18 protein-coding genes and 3 pseudogenes are annotated in these 16,445 nt (G+C 73.3%); 10 read left to right on the top strand and 11 right to left on the bottom strand.

Annotated features, from left to right (window positions below; all coding sequences use genetic code 11):
- The first annotated feature begins 137 nt into the window (after window positions 1–137).
- Together AB0B41_RS39160 and AB0B41_RS39155 are read left to right on the top strand one after the other, a co-directional pair.
- Window positions 138–1,367, top strand: coding sequence for a MoxR family ATPase (locus AB0B41_RS39160; protein ID WP_358212091.1), 1,230 nt, complete (start codon window positions 138–140; stop codon window positions 1,365–1,367).
- A complete protein-coding gene (locus AB0B41_RS39155) occupies window positions 1,368–2,909 on the top strand; it encodes a VWA domain-containing protein (protein WP_358212090.1) in 1,542 nt (513 codons plus the stop codon).
- Between the two features lie 111 nt (window positions 2,910–3,020).
- Here AB0B41_RS39155 and AB0B41_RS39150 read toward each other — a convergent pair whose 3' ends face one another.
- Window positions 3,021–3,983: a zinc-binding alcohol dehydrogenase family protein gene (locus AB0B41_RS39150; RefSeq protein WP_358212089.1), complete on the bottom strand. Its 963-nt coding sequence runs from the start codon at window positions 3,981–3,983 to the stop codon at window positions 3,021–3,023.
- A gap of 72 nt (window positions 3,984–4,055) precedes the next feature.
- On the opposite strand from AB0B41_RS39150, the gene AB0B41_RS39145 reads away from it, so the two are divergent.
- Both AB0B41_RS39145 and mftM read left to right on the top strand, forming a co-directional pair.
- Window positions 4,056–4,397: a helix-turn-helix domain-containing protein gene (locus AB0B41_RS39145; protein ID WP_358212088.1), complete on the top strand. Its 342-nt coding sequence runs from the start codon at window positions 4,056–4,058 to the stop codon at window positions 4,395–4,397.
- Window positions 4,398–4,560: 163 nt separating this feature from the next.
- Complete coding sequence (gene mftM, locus AB0B41_RS39140) at window positions 4,561–5,259, top strand: mycofactocin oligosaccharide methyltransferase MftM (protein WP_358212087.1); 699 nt, start codon at window positions 4,561–4,563, stop codon at window positions 5,257–5,259.
- Between the two features lie 107 nt (window positions 5,260–5,366).
- Here mftM and AB0B41_RS39135 read toward each other — a convergent pair whose 3' ends face one another.
- The 3 genes from AB0B41_RS39135 to AB0B41_RS39125 all read right to left on the bottom strand — a co-directional run bounded on the left by AB0B41_RS39135 (window position 5,367) and on the right by AB0B41_RS39125 (window position 6,370).
- Window positions 5,367–5,546: a DUF418 domain-containing protein gene (locus AB0B41_RS39135; RefSeq protein WP_358212086.1), complete on the bottom strand. Its 180-nt coding sequence runs from the start codon at window positions 5,544–5,546 to the stop codon at window positions 5,367–5,369.
- Window positions 5,547–5,783: 237 nt separating this feature from the next.
- Entirely contained in the window at window positions 5,784–6,140 is a 357-nt protein-coding gene (locus tag AB0B41_RS39130) for a hypothetical protein (protein ID WP_358212085.1), read from the bottom strand.
- Complete coding sequence (locus AB0B41_RS39125) at window positions 6,101–6,370, bottom strand: hypothetical protein (RefSeq protein ID WP_358212084.1); 270 nt, start codon at window positions 6,368–6,370, stop codon at window positions 6,101–6,103. The genes AB0B41_RS39130 and AB0B41_RS39125 overlap by 40 nt, the downstream gene beginning before the upstream one ends.
- A 121-nt stretch (window positions 6,371–6,491) precedes the next feature.
- Here AB0B41_RS39125 and AB0B41_RS39120 point away from each other — a divergent pair, with 121 nt between their 5' ends.
- From AB0B41_RS39120 to AB0B41_RS39110, 3 genes and pseudogenes are all read left to right on the top strand, one after another.
- Window positions 6,492–6,713, top strand: a complete 222-nt coding sequence (locus tag AB0B41_RS39120) for a hypothetical protein (protein WP_358212083.1) — start codon at window positions 6,492–6,494, stop codon at window positions 6,711–6,713.
- Window positions 6,714–7,073: 360 nt separating this feature from the next.
- Window positions 7,074–7,247, top strand: a pseudogene (locus AB0B41_RS39115) (histidine kinase dimerization/phosphoacceptor domain-containing protein); the annotation flags it as partial.
- 374 nt (window positions 7,248–7,621) lie between these two features.
- Window positions 7,622–8,041: pseudogene (locus AB0B41_RS39110) on the top strand (response regulator transcription factor); the annotation flags it as partial.
- 8 nt (window positions 8,042–8,049) lie between these two features.
- Here AB0B41_RS39110 and AB0B41_RS39105 read toward each other — a convergent pair.
- The 5 genes from AB0B41_RS39105 to thiD all read right to left on the bottom strand — a co-directional run bounded on the left by AB0B41_RS39105 (window position 8,050) and on the right by thiD (window position 13,534).
- Window positions 8,050–8,670, bottom strand: a complete 621-nt coding sequence (locus AB0B41_RS39105; RefSeq protein ID WP_358212082.1) for a hypothetical protein — start codon at window positions 8,668–8,670, stop codon at window positions 8,050–8,052.
- A 160-nt stretch (window positions 8,671–8,830) separates the two neighbouring features.
- Window positions 8,831–9,670: a xanthine dehydrogenase family protein subunit M gene (locus AB0B41_RS39100; RefSeq protein ID WP_358212081.1), complete on the bottom strand. Its 840-nt coding sequence runs from the start codon at window positions 9,668–9,670 to the stop codon at window positions 8,831–8,833.
- The gene (locus AB0B41_RS39095; RefSeq protein WP_358212080.1) at window positions 9,667–10,215 is read right to left on the bottom strand and encodes a (2Fe-2S)-binding protein; all 549 of its coding nucleotides are present in this window, start codon (window positions 10,213–10,215) and stop codon (window positions 9,667–9,669) included. The genes AB0B41_RS39100 and AB0B41_RS39095 overlap by 4 nt, the downstream gene beginning before the upstream one ends.
- Entirely contained in the window at window positions 10,212–12,491 is a 2,280-nt protein-coding gene (locus tag AB0B41_RS39090) for a xanthine dehydrogenase family protein molybdopterin-binding subunit (RefSeq protein ID WP_358212079.1), read from the bottom strand. Before AB0B41_RS39090 ends, AB0B41_RS39095 begins: the two co-directional genes overlap by 4 nt.
- A gap of 182 nt (window positions 12,492–12,673) precedes the next feature.
- Complete coding sequence (gene thiD / locus AB0B41_RS39085) at window positions 12,674–13,534, bottom strand: bifunctional hydroxymethylpyrimidine kinase/phosphomethylpyrimidine kinase (RefSeq protein ID WP_358212078.1); 861 nt, start codon at window positions 13,532–13,534, stop codon at window positions 12,674–12,676.
- A 73-nt stretch (window positions 13,535–13,607) separates the two neighbouring features.
- On the opposite strand from thiD, the gene AB0B41_RS39080 reads away from it, so the two are divergent.
- Entirely contained in the window at window positions 13,608–14,042 is a 435-nt protein-coding gene (locus AB0B41_RS39080) for a nitroreductase family deazaflavin-dependent oxidoreductase (protein WP_358212077.1), read from the top strand.
- A 58-nt stretch (window positions 14,043–14,100) separates the two neighbouring features.
- On the opposite strand, the gene AB0B41_RS39075 is transcribed toward AB0B41_RS39080, so the two are convergent.
- Together AB0B41_RS39075 and AB0B41_RS39070 are read right to left on the bottom strand one after the other, a co-directional pair.
- Window positions 14,101–15,000, bottom strand: coding sequence for a trypsin-like peptidase domain-containing protein (locus AB0B41_RS39075; RefSeq protein WP_358212076.1), 900 nt, complete (start codon window positions 14,998–15,000; stop codon window positions 14,101–14,103).
- An 86-nt stretch (window positions 15,001–15,086) separates the two neighbouring features.
- Window positions 15,087–15,659 (bottom strand): peptide deformylase, encoded by a 573-nt coding sequence (locus tag AB0B41_RS39070; RefSeq protein WP_358212075.1) that lies wholly within the window; start codon window positions 15,657–15,659, stop codon window positions 15,087–15,089.
- A gap of 159 nt (window positions 15,660–15,818) precedes the next feature.
- On the opposite strand from AB0B41_RS39070, the gene AB0B41_RS39065 reads away from it, so the two are divergent.
- Window positions 15,819–16,127 carry a DUF3263 domain-containing protein gene (locus AB0B41_RS39065; RefSeq protein ID WP_037048722.1) on the top strand — a complete coding sequence of 103 codons (309 nt, stop codon included), beginning with the start codon at window positions 15,819–15,821 and terminating at the stop codon, window positions 16,125–16,127.
- A 39-nt stretch (window positions 16,128–16,166) separates the two neighbouring features.
- Window positions 16,167–16,445, top strand: a pseudogene (locus tag AB0B41_RS39060) (LytR family transcriptional regulator); the annotation flags it as partial.

Here is a 16,445-nt window from a genome sequence, read left to right as displayed (position 1 = left end):
GAGCCCGAAGATCCCGAAGCCGGCCTCCTTGAGCTGGGCGAGCCCCTCCTCGGCGGTCGCCGAGCGGAGCACCGGCGCGGAGAACGCCACCCCCGTCGCCGGCGAGCCGCGCGGAAGGAGTTCCGGCCTTGACCAGCCTGTCCGACGGCCTCTCCGACGGCCCGCAGACCGATCCCGACCCGCCGTTCGAGTCCGTCGACGAGGTCGTGGCCGCGCTCCACGACCAGGGCTACATCGCCGACACCCGGCTCGCCACGACGGTCTTCCTGCTCACCCGGCTGGACAAGCCGCTGCTGCTCGAGGGGCCCGCGGGCGTGGGCAAGACCGAGCTGGCCAAGATGCTCGCCGCGGCGACCGGCCGCCGGCTGCTCCGCCTGCAGTGCTACGAGGGCCAGGACGAGACCAAGGCCCTGTACGAGTGGGACTACGGCAAGCAGCTCATGTACACGCAGATCCTGCGCGAGAAGATCGGGCAGGTCGTCGAGGACGCCCCGGACCTGGCCACAGCCGTCGAGCGGATCGGCGAGAACGAGAGCGTCTTCTTCTCCGAGCGCTTCCTCGCGCCGCGCCCGCTGCTCGAGGCGATCCGCTCCGAGCAGCCCGTGGTGCTGCTGATCGACGAGGTCGACCGAGCCGACGAAGCGTTGGAGGCCGTGCTCCTGGAGACCCTCGGCGAGTTCCAGATCTCCGTGCCCGAGGTCGGGACCTTCACCGCGAAGCAGCGCCCCTACGTGCTGCTGACCTCGAACAACACCCGCGACCTCGCCGCCGCGCTCAAGCGCCGCTGCCTGCACCTGTTCCTCGACTACCCCTCCGCCGAGCGCGAGCTGGAGATCGTGCGGTCGAAGAAGACCGGGCTGGCGGACTCGCTCGCCGAGGAGCTGGTCAACGTCGTGCGCGGGCTGCGCGAGCTCGAGCTGCGCAAAGCGCCGAGCATCTCCGAGACGATCGACTGGGCCCGGACGCTGGCGGTCCTCGGCGTCGACGAGCTGAACTCGCAGGTCCTCTCCGACACGGTCTCCGTGGTCGTCAAGTACGACAAGGACGTCAAGAAGGCGCTCGACGCCCTGCCCCGCCTCGTCGACCCGAACGCCGAGATCGAGGAGCCCGGCCACGGACACGGACATGGCCACGGACATGGCCACGGACATGGCCACGGACACTCGCACGACGAGGACGACGACGGGGGCGCCGACGGCAGGCAGGTCCGCGCCGACCGGGACACCGCGGGCCGGCACGGCGAGGGCGTCTACGGCACGCCGAACTACGCCAAGGGGTCCGAGCGCGACGCCCCCGCCACGCCGCGGTCGGTCACGTCGGGCCAGGGCTCGCGTTCCTTCGGCCTCGGACGCAAGCGGGCGCTCTAGATGGAGGCCAGCATCCACCGGTTCGTCCGGCTGCTGCGCATCCGCGGCGTGCGGGTCTCGGTCTCCGAGGCCGTCGACGCCATGCGGTGCGCGTCGCAGCCGGGCGTGCTGGCCGACAAGGCGGTCCTCAAGGAGGCGCTGCGCGTCGCGCTGGTGAAGGACCGGCGGGACGAGGCGACCTTCGACGAGGTCTTCGACCTGTTCTTCGCGCTGGTCAGGGTGGGTGAGCCGGAGACCGGGCACGGTCACGGGCACGGCCACGGCGACCTCTCCGACGAGGGCACGCTCGACGACTTCACCTTGTCCGAGGATCCCTCGGAGACCCCGCAGCAGGGCCACGAGCACGGCAAGCCCGTCGACATCCGGGACTACTTCGACCCGGAGGACCTGGCGCAGCAGTACAACCTGCACCAGGAGGCCAACAAGATCGACCTGGCCGCGATGACCGAGGAGATCGTCTTCTCCAAGGACAACCGGGGACAGCCGCTGTCCGAGGGCAACCGGGTGCAGATCGAGACCGACCGGCTCTCCGGTGCCGGGCTGCCAGGCGACATCTCGACGGCCACCGGCACCAAGGTCGACGCCGACCTCTCCGTCGCCGAGCAGGAGGCGCTGCTGGGCTGGCTGACCGCCGCGGAGGAGGACGTCGCCGCCACGGCGGGGACGGAGGACGACGCCGCAGCCCTGCGCCGGCGCCTCGCCGGCGTCCTGCAGAACCTCCCTGAGGCCATCAAGGCGCACCTGGAGCGGCTGCTGGAGATCGAGCAGCGAATCATCGACGGCGGCGAGGGCGACGGCCGCGTCGCCGAGGTGGACCGGGCCAGCGAGACCGAGCGGATGCAGCTGGAGGACTCGCTGCGCCGCCTGGCGAAGACGCTGCACGGGGCGCTGACGCACCGCCGCCGGGTCTCGCCGCAGGGCCGGATCGACTCGGGCCGCACGATGCGCAAGAACATGCGGTTCGACGGCGTCCCGTTCACCCCGGTCACGGTGCGCCGGCAGGAGGACAAGCCCCGGCTCGTCGTCCTGACCGACGTGTCGCTGTCGGTGCGGGCCACGGCCCGGTTCACGTTGCACCTGGTCCACGGCCTGCAGGACCTGTTCGGGCAGGTCCGGTCGTTCGCGTTCGTCGACGAGATCGCCGAGATCACGGAGCTGTTCGCCGACCACCCCGTGGAGCACGCGCTCGGGCTGGTCTTCGGCGGGGACGTGGTCGACGTCGACGCCAACTCGAACTACGGGCTGGCCTTCGGCCGGTTCCTCGAGGAGCACGGCTCGGCCGTCACCCGGCGCTCGACCGTGCTGATCCTCGGCGACGGCAGGGGCAACGGCAACGACCCGAACATGGAGGCGTTCGTCGAGATCACCCGGCGCGCCCGGGAGACCATCTGGCTGACGCCCGAGCCCCGCTACTCGTGGGGTCTGGGCCGCTGCGACCTCCCGGACTACGCCGAGTACTGCGACCGCGTCCGGGTCGTCCGCGATCTCACCGGCCTGGAGCAGACGACGAACGAGATGGCCGGCGAACTCATCGGCCGCTGATCCCGCCGCAGTACGGAACCATAATGCGCCCCACCCGCGAATTCGGGCGCATTATGGTTCCATATTGCTGAATCCAGCCCGGAATGTGCGCATCATGGTTCCATAATGCGGTCAGAGGGCCAGGGCGACCTTGCCGATCGTGCGGCCGGACTCCAGCTGCTCGTGGGCCTTGCGCAAGTTCTCGCCGGTCAGGCCCTCGAAGGTCGTGGTGAGGGTGGTCCGGATCCGGCCCTCGTCGACCAGCTCCGCGACGCGGTTCAGCAGCTCGCGCTGGGTGGCGTCGGCCTTCTGGAACAGCGGCCGGGTGAACATCAGCTCCCAGTGCCAGGTGATGCTCTTCGACTTCAGCGGGAGCAGGTCCATGCCCGGCGGCTCGTCGATCGCCACGATCTCGCCGCGCGGGGTGAGCAGCTCGGCGTAGGCCTCGACGTTCTCGCCCGAGACCGGCGAGAACACGTACTGGACGTCCGGAACCACCCTCCGCACGGACTCGACCAGCGAGTGGTGGTCCGCGATGTGGTCCGCACCCATGCTCCGCGCGAACGCCGCCGACTCCTCGCGCGACGCCGTGCCGATGACCTCGACGCCGGTCAGCGTCGTGGCCAGCTGGGTCACCATCGCGCCGACCCCACCGGCCGCCGACACGACGAGCAGCCGCCCCGTGCCGGCCGGGCCGAGCCGCAGGGCGTCGAACAGGGTCTCCCAGGCGGTGATGGTGGTCAGCGGCAGCGCCGCGGCCTCCGCCCAGTCCAGCGTGCGCGGCTTGCGGCCCACGACGTGCTCGTCGACCAGCTGGAGCCCGGCGTTGCTGCCCGGCCGGTCGATCGTGCCGGCGTAGTAGACCTCGTCGCCCGGGGCGTACGCGCCGACCGCGGAGCCGACGGCCCGCACCACGCCGGCGGCGTCGAAGCCCAGGACGCGCGGGGCGTCGAGCCCGGCCCGGACCTTGGTGTCGACCGGGTTCACCGAGACGGCCCGGACCTCGACGAGCAGGTCGTGCGGGCCGGGGTCGGCGACCTCGTGCTCGATCTCCGTGAACGTGAAGGCGTCGATCGCGGTGGTGCGTGTGCTCATGGCCGCGACGGTATGCGAGGGGTACCGGTTACCCGCAAGGGAAGCTGGTTCCCTTCGGATACCATGCAGCTCGTGCCCGCCCTGAACGCCCCGCCGGACGCCTACCTGGCCAACTGCCCCTGCCGCTCGGTGCTCGACCTGCTCGCCGACAAGTGGAGCGCGCTCGCCCTCGGCGCCCTCGTCGACGGGCCGCTGCGGTTCGGCGAGGTGAAGCGCCGGCTGGAGGGGATCAGCCCCAAGGTCCTCACCGCGGTGCTGCGCCGGCTCGAGGAGCACGGGCTCGTCGACCGCACGGTGTACCCGGCCGTGCCGCTGCACGTCGAGTACGCCCTCACCGAGCTCGGCCGGGACGCCAACGCCCCGCTCGACGCCCTGCGCCGCTGGGTCGAGGCGAACATCGAACGCTTCCCCTGAGGGCGCCGGCGCCGGGGGGCTCCCCGCGCGCCCGCCGGACGGGCCGATCCCACCCTGCCCGGTCGGACGGTTCGCCGTAGCGGGCCGGACGGTTCCCGCGTCGCGCCGTCCCGTCCCGCCCCGCGCGTCCCTAGCGTCGGGGAGGACGCGGAAGGGAGCCGCCATGATCGGGCTCGCACGGCTGGACAACGACCTGGCCGGTTGGCTGGACCGCACGCTCGTCGTGCCCGGGGTGCTGCCGCCCGAGCGGTTCGAGGAGGCCTTCGTCGCGATCGTGACCTCGGGCGCGCCGGACCCCGAGGACGCGTGGCTCGCCTTCTACCGCAACACCCTCGACGCGCTGCGCGGCGACCCGGAGCCGGGCGGGACCAACGCCGAGCTCAAGCCCGTGCACGAGCGGGCCGAGGAGCTGGCCGTCGGGAGCGTGCTGGAGCTGGGGTCCTGCTTCGGGTTCCTCGCGCTGCGGCTCGCGCAGGCCGGGCACGAGGTCACCGCGACCGACCTCGTTCCCGGCACCGTCGGCCTGCTCGACCGGATGGCCCCGCGGCTCGGGCTGGCGGTCGACACCCTCGTCGCCGACGCCCGCCACGTCCCGCTGCCCGACGGCCACGCCGACACCGTGCTCGCGGTGCACCTGCTCGAGCACCTGCCCGCCGAGGAGGGCAAGGCCGTGCTGGCCGAGGCGATCCGGCTGGCCCGGCGCCGGGTCGTCGTCTCCGTACCGTACGAGGGGGTCCCGAACGAGACCTGGGGGCACGTGACGACGTTCGACGCCGACGCGTTGCAGCGGCTCGGCGAGGAGACCGGCCTGCCCTTCGAGATCTCGGAGCACCACGGCGGGTGGCTGGTCGTCGACTGTTGACGTCACCCTCACCCGCGGGGTTCGCTGACGTACGACCTGCCTGTACGAGATGCACGCGACGATCAGCCGCGCCCTGCGCCTGGAGTACGACGACCGCGCGGAACCCGTCACCGAGGTACCGGCACCCGGGGCCTGACGAGCGCGTGCGCCGCCGACTCGATCGGCCCGCGGTCGAAGCGGCGGAGCCACACCACGGCGAACCCGGCGCACACCAGGGAGACCGAGGCCCACAGCAGCACCAGCGCGCGCAGCAGGTACCGGCCGGGCCAGCGGAGCCCATGCCGCACGGCCGACCGGTACTGCAGTTCCATCCCGACGCCAACAGCAGGCTCAGCAGGGCCAGGAACTTGCCGTTGACCAGGGCCTTCAGCAGCGTGGCCGGGCCCTCCCCGGACGGGAACCCGGCAGCCGCCCAGGCCTGCGGACCGCCCGGGAACGCGAACAGCCAGACATTCGACGCGAAGGTGCCCAGGATCGCCACCCCGCGCAGCACGTCGAGGACCGGGATGCGCTCACGCATCGGCTCACGCATCGACGCGGCTCCGGCCCGAGTACCGGAGCGGGCCGGCGACGAACAAGATGCCGGTGACGAGCGCGGCCTTCAGCCCCCAGTGCCACAACGGGTCGGCGCCCCACGCGGTCGGCACCGGGATCGCGCGTCCCGCGGCGAGCGAGACCAGCACCAGGACCACCCCGGTGACCAGGGCCATCACCACGACCTTGGTCCACTCCCGCCACTCGTACGCGGTCCGTGCGGCGCCCGTCGGCTTCGGGGCGGGCGGCGGCCCGCCCGCGAACCGGTGCGCGAACCGGTGCGCGAACCGGACGTCCGCCCAGCGGATCAGCGAGTGCCCGAAGGCGACCGTGAAGCCCAGGTACACCGCGGCCAGGCCGTGCACGGTCGTCGGCGCCGACCCCCGGCGACGTCGAGCAGCGTCGCTCCGACCAGCACCACGTCGAGCACCGGCACGCCGAGCAGCAGCACCGTGGACAGCCGGCGCACCCGCAGCAGGTAGCGCGCGGCCAGGCCGAGACCCAGCAGCACCCAGAAACCGACCTCGCACGCCCCGATCACCAGGACGAGCGGGTTCTCCCCGATCCATTCCCCCATGCCCGCCACGCTCCCGCCCGGACGGTCCCCGACGCGTCGGCGGGACGATCGATCTCCGGGCGACGAGGCGTACCTCCTTCGACGCACGACGCCCCGCGGCCCGCCGTGCCGGGATGGGCGGATGATCCCGCTCGCCGACCGGGTCGGGGCACTCCCGACGTGGGTGCGGGACGTCCTGCTCGCGCTGCTGTACCTGGCGGCCGGGCTGCTGCTCGCCTGGTCCCTCCCGGAGGGGCGGATCGGGTGGTGGGGCCCGGTCCCCCGTTCGCCGCCGAGACCGGCACCCTCCTCGTCGCCTGCGCCGCGCTCACGCAACGCCGGCGCAGGCCGCTGCTCGCCCTGACGGTGGTCGTGGCGGCCGTCGCGGCCGCCCCGCTGTTCCTCGGGGCGACCGCGCTGGGCGTGCTGCTCGTGCTCGGGGACCTGCTCTACTGCGCGGTGCTGTACGCCCCGGCGCGGGCAAGCTGGGCTCTCCGTGCTGACCCTCGGCGGCGTCACGCTCGTCAGCCTGGTCACCTCCGGTGGACGCGAGGCGCTGCTCACCCTGCTGACGCTGAGCCTGCTGCTGGCGGTGCCCGTCGTCTGGGCACTGGAGGTCCGGCGCCACCGCGACCTGGCCGAGCAGGCCCGGATCCGGGCCGAGCAGGAGCGGCGGATCGCCGAGCGTGAACGGGAGGCGGCGCTGGCGGCGGAGCGCACGCGGATGGCCCGGGACCTGCACGACGTCGTCGCCGGGCGGCTGTCCGCCATTGCGCTGCAGTCCGAGGCCGCGCTGACCCTCCCCGGCCCGGACCGGGCGGCACTGCGCCGGGTGCTCGGCACCGTGCGGGAGCAGAGCGTGTCCTCACTGACCGAGATGCGCACCATGATCGGGCTGCTCCGGTCGGGGGGCGACGAGCCGCGCACCGCGCCCGACGGGCTCGACCGGCTGGACCCGTTGCTCGGCTCGGCGCGGGCGACCGGGTTGACCGTCGAGGTGCTCGACGGGCGCGCCGGACCGCTGCCCGCCGACGTCGACCTCGTGGCCTACCGGGTCGTGCAGGAGGGGCTCACGAACGCCGCGAAGCATGCCCCGGGCTCGGCCGTGCGGGTCGAGATCGCCGAGCGGGAGGGGACGCTGACGGTGGAGCTGGACAATGCCCTCGCGACCGGCCGGGCGGGCCTGCCCGGTGCCGGTACGGGGCTGCTCGGCCTGCGGGAACGGGCGGAGGCGCTCGGCGGCAGGGTCGAGGCCGGGCCCCACGGGGAGGGCTGGCGACCTTCGACCTCGACGACCTGGTCGACGCCGCCCTCGCCGCCGGCGCCGCCGGGTTCCTGCTCAAGACGGTCGACGCGCCCGGCCTGCTCGCCGCCGTCCGGGCCGTGGCCCGCGGCGACGGCGTCCTGGCCCCGGAGGTGGCCCGGCGGGTGATCGGCCGGTTCGCCCGGGAGCGCCCGGTGGAGTCCGCGCGCCCGGTGCCGGGGCTCGACACGCTCCCCCCGCGGGAGCGCGACGTGCTCGCCTGCCTGGGCCGTGGGCTCTCCAACGCGGGCATCGCGCGCGACCTGGTGATCACCGAGGCCACCGCGAAGACGCACGTCTCGCGGGTCCTCGCCAAGCTCGGGCTGGCCTCCCGGACCCAGGCCGCGATCGGCGCCCAGGACGCCGGCCTGGTCCGGCCGGCGCCCTGATGCACGGATCAGACGAGCTCGGGCACCCTCAGGTGGGCCAGGGCCAGCTCGAACTCGCGGACCTCGAGGACCTCGCCGCCGATCTCCTGCATGGCCTTGTCCCGGAAGCGGGAGGCCCGGTCCCGGACCGCCGCCATGGCGTCGCGGCTGTCGTAGGTCACCGACGAGACGGAGAGTCCCTCGGTCCGGTCGAGCAGCATGCTGGCGCTGCAGAACCCGTCCCACTGCTCCATCTCCGGCAGCAGCATCGTCTTGTAGAACTCGACGGCCCGGTCCATCGTCCCCGGCGCGGTCCGCACCCACGTCACCCGCACGCAGGCCCCGGGCTCGGACGGGTGGTCGCGGTGCAGCACGCCGATCTCCCACTCGTCGACCTGCGCGGTGCCGCCGAGGGCGTCGGCCGCCCGGTCGCGCAGCGGCCTGACCGCCGTCGCGGAGGCCTCCATCGCCTCGCGGGACTCCCAGGCCGTCGTCGCGATACAGCGGCCGGACTCCCGGTCCACGAGCATCGACATGCCGATGCACCCGGACATGTCGAGCACCGCGGGCATGACCTCGTCGCGGATCAGCATGATGCCGCGGTCCATGTTCTCCCGGTGGGCCAGGACGGTGGTGGAACGTGCGAACACGGTCCACCTCCTTCCGGTCGGGGCGGCGCCCCGGCGGCGCCGCCGGACGCCGATCAGGGTCCTCGCGGCCCACCGGGCACACAATGGGCCGACCGACCCCGAGAACGCCGGCGTCCCGACCCCCGCGGACGGGGACCGGGACGCCGGAACGTGCGGAAGGTCAGCCCGCGGCGGTCTGCAGGGCCCGCCGGGTCAGCACCGTCACCAGGTGGCGGCGGTACTCGGGGGTGCCGGCGTTGTCGGCCGGGGGCTCGGTGCCCTCGGCGGCCAGTGCGGCGGCGTCCTCGATGCTCTTGCCCTCGGCCAGCGCGGCCTCGGTGGCCGTCGCCCGCAGCGGGGTCGAGCCCATGTTGACCAGCCCGATCCGGCGCGCGCCGTCCGCGGCGGTCACCACGGCCACGGCCACGATCGCCCAGTCGTTGCTGCGCCGGGTGAACTTCTCGTAGGCCCACCCGGTGCTGCCCGTGCGGGGCACCCGGATCTCGACGATCAGCTCGTCCGGCTCCTTCACCGAGGAGAACACCCCGGTGTAGAACTCGGTGATCGGGACCTTCCGCTCCCCCCGCGGGCTGCGGAGCACGATCGTGCCCTCGAGCGCGAGGATCGCGGCGGGCAGGTCGCCGGCCGGGTCGCCGTGGGCGAGCGCGCCGCCCAGGGTGCCGCGGTGGCGGACCTGCGGGTCGCCGACGGTCCGGGTCACGGCCGGGAGCAGCGCGCACTCCTTCGCCAGGACGTCGGAGATCACGATGTCCCGGTAGCGGGTGCCCGCCCCGATCGCGACGTAGGAATCGTCGCCGTCGCCGTCGACCCGTATGTAGTTGAGCTCGGCGAGCCGACCGATGTCGATGACGACCTCGGGGGCGGCCAGGCGCAGCTTCATGACCGGGAGCAGCGAGTGCCCGCCGGCCAGCACCGTGGCGTCGTCGCCGTGCTCCGCGAGCAGGGCCAGGGCCGCGTCGACCGACTCGGGGCGCTGATAGTCGAAGCCGACGGGGATCACTTGTCGCCCTTCCCGGTGGAGAAGCCCGGCGCCGTGGTGCGCTCGTCGGACACGGCCTCGGCGGCCTGCGCGGCGTCGGGGTCCTTGCCCGCCGCGACCAGCACGGCGCGGACGATGTTGTGGTAGCCGGTGCAGCGGCAGAGGTTGCCCTCCAGCCCCTCCCGGACGTCGGACTCGGTGAGGTCCGGGTTCTGGTCGATGAGGCTGACCGCGGCCATCACCATGCCGGGGGTGCAGAAGCCGCACTGCAGGCCGTGCTCCTGGCGGAAGGCCTTGGTGACGGGGTGGCGCAGCTCGCCCTGCGCGGCGCCGTCGAGGCCCTCCATCGTGGTGACCGACTGCTGGTCGGCCTGGACGGCGAGGACCGTGCAGGACTTCACCGCCTCGCCGTCGACGAGGACGGTACAGGCGCCGCACGACGTGGTGTCGCAGCCGATGTTGGTGGCCTTCAGGCCGAGGTTCTCGCGCAGGTAGTGCGCGAGCAGGGTACGCGGTTCGACGTCGTGGCTGGTGTGCTCGCCGTTGACCGTGATCTCTACCTTCACTTGGCCGACTCCTTCTGGGCCTCGTGGATGGCGGTCCACACCCGCACGGGGGTGAGGGGCATGTCGATGTGGCGGACGCCGAGGTGCGACACGGCGTCGATCACCGCGTTGTGCACCGCGGGGCAGGACCCGATGGTCCCGGCCTCGCCGACGCCCTTGTAGCCCATGGAGTTGATCGTCGTGGGGGTCTCCATGCTGACCAGGTCGAAGCTGGGCAGCTCCGCGGCCGAGGGGATGCCGTAGTCCGCGAAGGTCGCCGTGAGCGGCTGCCCCTCGGGGTCGAACACGACCTCCTCGAGCATCGCCTGGGCGATGCCCTGCGCGATGCCGCCGTGCCGCTGGCCGTCGAAGATCAGCGGGTTGAGGATCGGGCCGGCGTCGTCGAGCGCCCAGATCCGCTCGACGGTGGCCTTGCCGGACTCCACGTCGACCTCGACGACGGCGACGTGCGCGCCGAACGGGAAGGTCGGCTTCTTGGCGTCCCACTCGTGGAAGACCTTGAGCTCCTCGGTGCCGGCCAGGTCGGCCAGCGAGACGCTCTTCGCGCCCGGGGCGCCCTTGACCACGATCGACCCGGTGGCCTTGTCCAGCTCCAGGTCGTCGACGCTCGCCTCCAGCACGTCCGCGGCGCGCTGCTTGGCCAGCTCGACCAGCTCGACCGCGGCGTTGTGCACCGCGACGCCGCCGGTCTGCAGGCTCCGCGAGCCCATGGTGCCGGCGCCGGTGGGGATCAGGTCCGTGTCGCCGTGCTTCACGGTGATCTTCTCGACCGGGATGCCGAGCTCCTCGCTGGCCAGCATCGCCCACGCCGTCGCGTGGCCCTGGCCGTGCGGCGAGGTGCCGGTGAGCACGGTGACGGCGCCGTCCGGGTGCACCTGCACGGTCGCGTTCTCGACGAACGCGCCGCCGCCGGTGATCTCGACGTAGGACGACACGCCGATGCCGAGCTGCAGCGCGTCCCCGCGCTCGCGGCGGCGCGCCTGCTCGGCCCGCAGGCCCTCGTAGTCCGCCGCCTCGCACGCCAGGTCGATGGCCTTGGCGTACTCGCCCGTGTCGTACTCGGCGCCGCCCTTCGTGGTGAAGGGGAACTGCTCGGGCTTGATGACGTTCTTCTTGCGGAGCTCGGCCGGGTCCATCCCGATCTCGTCCGCGAAGAGGTCCATCGCGCGCTCGATGGCCTGGGTGGCCTCCGGGCGGCCGGCGCCGCGGTAGGCCGCCGTCGACGTCGTGTTGGTCGCGACGACCTGGGCGGTCGACCAGACCTTCGGGATGTCGTAGGTGCCGGGCGCCATCATCCGCGTGAACATCGGGAGGACGACGCCGAGGCGCGGGTAGGCGCCGGCGTCGGCCACGACGTCGAGCCGGTAGGCCTTGACGGTGCCGTCCCGGTCGCCGCCGATCGTGATGGTCTGCAGCTGGGCGCGGCCCTGCACCATCCCGGTCATGTTCTCCGAGCGGCTCTCGTTCCAGCGGACCGGGCGGCCCACCTTCTTCGACAGCCACGCGACCAGCGCGAACTCGGGGTCGGCGCCGATCTTCGCGCCGAAGCCGCCGCCGACGTCCGGCAGGATCAGCCGCAGGTCCTTGGCGTCCATGCCCAGCCAGCCGGCGACCTCGTCGCGGGCACTCTGCGCGTTCTGGGTGGAGCAGAAGATCGTGCAGCGGCCGTCCTCGCCCCAGTAGGCGGAGGCGGCACGGGTCTCCAGCGGCGCCGCGGCGACGCGCTGGTTCACGATCTCCCGGCTGACGACGACCTCGCAGTCCGCGAAGAAGTCGTCGCCCGGCTCCTCCTTGGCGAGGTGCATCGCGGTGACGCTGTTCGTCCCGGCCTCGGGGAACAGGAGGACCTCGTCCTTGAGGGCCTCCTTCATGTCGACCACCGCGTCGAGCGGCTCGTAGTCGACGTCCACCAGGTCCGCGGCGTCCTCGCCCTGGTACGCCTCCTCGGTGAGGACGGCCGCGACCGCCTCGCCGACGTAGCGCACCCGGTCGGTCGCCAGGAACGGCCGCAGCATCGCCTTGTTCGCGGCCGGGAACAGCAGAGCCGGCGCGATGTCGCAGTCGGCGCCGGTGAGGACCGCGACGACGCCGGGGGCGTTGCGCGCCTCCTCGACGTCGATCGAGTTGATCGTGGCGTGCGCCAGCGGGGAGCGGACCAGGGTCACGTGCAGTGCCCCGGTGAGCCGCTCGTCGGTCAGGTCGTCGGTGTATGTCGCGCCCCGTGTGAGGAACACCGGGTCCTCGGTACGGACAACGCGCGTGCCCAAGATGCTCATCGGGCGCGACACTAGCCCCGCGCGCGGCCGCATGCGACATGCCGCAAGGCCCTGACCTGCAGGTTAGCGTGACCTAAGTCGACTGCAGCGGTCGCCGCATCCGCTGTAGCGGCCGATCCGGCGTGGATCACACCGCAGCTGCGGAACGCGCTCGGGGCAGCCTTTCCTGACCGAACGAACGTTCACACAGATGGCGGAGCGTCCCACCAGGGGCGTACCGCCCAGAGCGGGGAGACGGGGCCGTGACCCTGCCCGAGTGGATAGGCGTGCCGCACCGCCTCGACGATGTAGCGCTTGCCGAACTCCACCGCCTCGGGCAGCGCGAGCCCGCGGGCGAGGCCCGACGCGATCGCCGCGGCCAGCGAGTCGCCGCCGCCGTGGGTGTGGCCGGTCGCGAACCGCGGGCCGGGCAGCTCGGTGAAGGTCTCGCCGTCGAAGAACAGGTCGAGGCAGCCGTCCGTGTCCTCGGCGAGGTGCCCGCCCTTGACGAGCACCGCCCGGGGGCCGAGGGCGTGCAGCTCCTTCGCCGCGGCGTACTGCGCCTCGCGGTCGTGCACGTCGATCCCGATGAGCAGGCGCACCTCGTCGAGGTTCGGGGTCACCAGGGTGGCGCGCGGGAAGAGCAGCCCGCGGAAGGCGTCGAGCGCGGAGTCGGCGAGCAGCTGGTCGCCGTGCATGGACGCCGCGACCGGGTCGACGACCAGCGGCGTCCGGCCGTCGGCGCCGATGCCGTTGGCGTCGCAGGCCGCGGCGACCGCCTCGATGATCTCGGCACCGGCGAGCATGCCGGTCTTGGCCGCGTCGAGCCCGATGTCCGACGCCACGGTGGCGATCTGGGCGGCGACGGTCTCCGGCGGGATCGTGTGCACCCCCGTGACCCCGACCGAGTTCTGCACGGTGACGGCACACACGGCGAGACAGCCGTGCACGCCGCAGGCCGCGAAGGTGCGCAGGTCCGCCGCGATCCCGGCGCCGCCGCCGGAGTCGGTCCCCGCGATCGTCATGACGCGGGGCGGGGTCGTGCCGATGGACGGTTCGGGCATGGGAGGACGGTAGCCCGCCGTGATTCACCCTCGTGCCCGGAATGCCACGCAGGGCGACCGGGTTCCCAGGATCATGGCCGACGAGAAGGTGGAGCTCAGCCCTGCGGGCTGGGTCCGCGACCAGACGGAGAAGATCCTGGAGACCGGCACGACCGAGGGCATCGACGTCCTCGGCAGCCCGATCGTGCTGCTGACGCTGCGCGGCGCGAAGTCCGGGAAGCTGCGCTACACCCCCGTGATGCGCGTGGAGCACGACGGCAGCTACGCGGTCGTGGCCTCCAAGGGCGGTGCCCCCGAGCACCCGGTCTGGTACTACAACATCAAGGCGCACCCCGAGTTCCCGCTCCAGGACGGGACCGAGACGAAGACGTACGTCGCCCGCGAGGTCGACGGCGCGGAGCGCGCCGCGTGGTGGGACCGCGCGGTCGACGCCTACCCCTCCTACGCGGAGTACCAGGAGAAGACGGACCGGCAGATCCCGGTCTTCGTGCTGGACCCCAAGTCCTGACGTTCCTCCTGCTCGGAGCGGGTCGTGAGCGGCAGGTGCCCCACCAGGCACCTGCCGCTCACAGTTCGGTGGGGACCGCGACGACGTCGACCATCGCCCCGTTGCGCAGCACGGTGACCGGCAACGGGACCCCGATGGCGTCGCCGAAGAGCTGGCGCTGGATGCCCTGGGCGTCCTCGACCGGCTTCCGCCCGACGTCGAGCACCAGGTCGCCGCGGCGCAGCCCGGCCCGGTCGGCGGGGCTGCCGGTGACCACCTCGGCGAGCCGCAGCCCGTTGCGCCGCCCGTAGCGGTCCGCGACCACGCCCGGCACCGGCGCGGGGGCGCCGACGACCCCGAGGTAGGCGCGGCGCACCCGGCCCTCGCGGCGCAGCGTCTCCACGATCCGCCGGGTGGTCGCGTTGATCGGCACGGCGAGGCCCAGGCCGGTCCCCGCCACCGCGGTGTTGATCCCCACGACGCGGCCGCGGGCGTCGGCGAGCGCGCCCCCGGAGTTGCCGGGGTTGAGCGCCGCGTCGGTCTGGATGACGTCCTCCACGACCCGGCCGGCGGACCCCGCCCGCGTGGGCAGGGCCCGGCCGAGCGCGCTCACCACCCCGGCCGTGACCGAGCCGGCCAGGCCGAGCGGGTTCCCGACCGCGACCACGAGCTGGCCGACGACGAGCGCGTCCGCGTCGCCGAGGCGCGCGGGCTCCGGGAGCGACCCGTCGGCGCGCAGCAGCGCGAGGTCCGACAGCGGGTCCGAGCCGGCGACCCGGACCGGGACCTGGGCGCCGTCGGCGAAGTCGGCCCGGCCCCGGGTGGAACTGCCCACGACGTGTGCATTCGTCAGCAGCTCCCCCGGCGCGACCACCACCGCCGAGCCGGAGCCGCGGCCGAACCGGACGGCCGCGACGCGGGGCGTGAGCTCCGCGGCGACCGTGCTGACCGTGCGGGAGTAGGCGTCGAGCTCCTCCATGGCGAGCCTCCCTGATTACAGCGTTGCAGGAGGCTCAACGGAGTGGCCGGGCAGCGTGTTCCCGGCCGCCGGCGCCGCCGCGGCGGTCAGACCTCCTCGGCCTCCTGCGTGGCGGGGTCCCAGGTCCGGCCGGGCTCGCCCCACCCGTGCCTGCGCAGCATCTTCTTGGCGGCGCGCTGGTTCCGCCCCACGAGGCGGTCCACGTAGACCAGGCCGTCGAGGTGGTCGGTCTCGTGCTGGAGGCAGCGCGCGAAGAAGCCCTTGCCCTCGACCTCGACGGGCTCGCCGAACTCGTCCGTGCCCGTGACCTTCGCCCAGTCGGCGCGCCCGGTCGGGTACTGCTCGCCGGGGACGGAGAGGCAGCCCTCGTCGTCCTCGTCCGGGTCCGGCATGCCCTCCGGCTTGTCCGACGTGGTGAGCACCGGGTTCACGACCACGCCGCGGCGCATCGTGCGCGACTCCTCGTCGGGGCAGTCGTAGACGAACACGCGCAGGCCCACGCCGATCTGGTTGGCCGCGAGACCCACCCCGTGTGCCGCCGCCATGGTGTCGAACATGTCCGCGACCAGGGCCCGGAGCGCGTCGTCGTACGTCTCGACGGGGCGGGTCGGGGTGTGCAGGACGGGATCGCCGATGATGACGATGGGACGGACGGCCACACAGGAACAGTAATGTCCGCCCTGGACCCGCCCGGCGTTCCCCCGATTCACGCCCCCGGGTGGCGCGTCCGCCCCGTTTCCGTCGGTCCATCGTGGTTCAATGGCGCCCGCGAATGACAGCCGTGTCATTCCGGTCGGAGCGACTGTGCAGGGAGCGTGATGGAGTCCGCCACGGAAACCAGCGGGACGAACCGTCCCGCCGGCCCGCCGGTCCGCGAACTGGACCGGCGCGAGCGCGAGATCCTCGCCTTCGAGGGTCAGTGGTGGAAGTACCAGGGGGCCAAGGAACAGGCCATCCGCGAGCTGTTCGACATGTCGGCCACCCGCTACTACCAGGTGCTCAACGCGCTGGTCGACACCCCCGAGGCGCTCGCAGCCGATCCCCTACTGGTCAAGCGGCTCCGCCGGCTGCGTGCCAGCCGGCAGCGCACCCGCGCCGCCCGCCGGCTCGGCATGGAGCCGTGGTGACCGTGACCCCGCCCGCCGCCCTCGCACCGGAGGACTGACGTGACCGCACCCGCGTCCGGACCGTCGCCGCTGAAGGTCGGTGGCATCGCGCTCGTCGGCGTCGCCGTGATCGCCGCCGTGATCGGGCTGGTCACCCTGGGCACCGGGGGCGGGGGCTCGGACGACGGGTCGGGGTCCACCGCGGCCCCGCCCACCGCCTCGGTCGCCCCCGCGACCCCGGCGCCGGGCTCGGGCACGGACGAGGTCCCGCTGCCCTCCTTCTCCGCCACCCCCACCGCGGTCGCGCCGCCCATCACGGCCGCGCCGGTCGCGCCGCCG

Source organism: Pseudonocardia sp. NPDC049154 (assembly GCF_040648315.1).
Taxonomy (GTDB): Bacteria; Actinomycetota; Actinomycetes; order Mycobacteriales; family Pseudonocardiaceae; genus Pseudonocardia.
This window is presented reverse-complemented; position numbering and strand designations above follow the sequence as displayed.

Excerpts from the sequence above, each read along its gene's own strand:
- AB0B41_RS39125 (WP_358212084.1), bottom strand. The coding sequence starts at position 6,370 with ATGGGGGAATGGATCGGGGAGAACCCGCTCGTCCTGGTGATCGGGGCG.
- AB0B41_RS39080 (WP_358212077.1), top strand. The coding sequence starts at position 13,608 with ATGGCCGACGAGAAGGTGGAGCTCAGCCCTGCGGGCTGGGTCCGCGAC.
- AB0B41_RS39150 (WP_358212089.1), bottom strand. The coding sequence starts at position 3,983 with ATGAGCACACGCACCACCGCGATCGACGCCTTCACGTTCACGGAGATC.
- AB0B41_RS39090 (WP_358212079.1), bottom strand. The coding sequence starts at position 12,491 with ATGAGCATCTTGGGCACGCGCGTTGTCCGTACCGAGGACCCGGTGTTC.
- mftM (WP_358212087.1), top strand. The coding sequence starts at position 4,561 with ATGATCGGGCTCGCACGGCTGGACAACGACCTGGCCGGTTGGCTGGAC.
- thiD (WP_358212078.1), bottom strand. The coding sequence starts at position 13,534 with ATGCCCGAACCGTCCATCGGCACGACCCCGCCCCGCGTCATGACGATC.
- AB0B41_RS39155 (WP_358212090.1), top strand. The coding sequence starts at position 1,368 with ATGGAGGCCAGCATCCACCGGTTCGTCCGGCTGCTGCGCATCCGCGGC.
- AB0B41_RS39075 (WP_358212076.1), bottom strand. The coding sequence starts at position 15,000 with ATGGAGGAGCTCGACGCCTACTCCCGCACGGTCAGCACGGTCGCCGCG.
- AB0B41_RS39065 (WP_037048722.1), top strand. The coding sequence starts at position 15,819 with ATGGAGTCCGCCACGGAAACCAGCGGGACGAACCGTCCCGCCGGCCCG.
- AB0B41_RS39120 (WP_358212083.1), top strand. The coding sequence starts at position 6,492 with ATGATCCCGCTCGCCGACCGGGTCGGGGCACTCCCGACGTGGGTGCGG.